1 protein-coding gene is annotated in these 447 nt (G+C 65.5%); it reads left to right on the top strand.

Annotation, left to right across the window (positions count from 1 at the left end):
- Positions 1–447 (top strand): TlpA disulfide reductase family protein (locus HX846_RS35075; protein WP_178967241.1); only part of this gene is annotated, 447 nt, incomplete at both ends.

Below are 447 nucleotides of genomic sequence, written 5' to 3' on the forward strand. Positions count from 1 at the left end.
GATCACCGGCCTGGCGTTCTGGGCCTTGACCAGCCTGTCCCTGACCCTCTACGAAAAAGGCACGCACCTGCCGGACATTGCCCTGCGCAACGCCAATGGCGAAACCGTGCAACTGGCCGACTACAAGGGCGGCCCGCTGGTGATCAACCTGTGGGCCACCTGGTGCCCGCCGTGCCGGCGCGAAATGCCGGTACTGGAAAGTGCCCAGCGCCAGCGCCCGGACGTGACCTTCCTGTTCGTCAACCAGGCCGAAAGCATGCAAAGCGTCGCCACCTATCTGGCGACCCAGGGCCTGAACCTGGATAACGTGCTGTTCGACGCCAGCGGCCGCCTCGGCCAGGCCGTCGGCTCCATGGCCTTGCCCACCACCCTCTTCTACCAACCTGATGGTCGCCTGATCAACAGCCACCTGGGCGAACTCTCACAGGCCAGCCTGGCCCGCGCCAT

This window comes from Pseudomonas sp. K5002 (genome assembly GCF_013386655.1).
Classification (GTDB): domain Bacteria; phylum Pseudomonadota; class Gammaproteobacteria; order Pseudomonadales; family Pseudomonadaceae; genus Aquipseudomonas.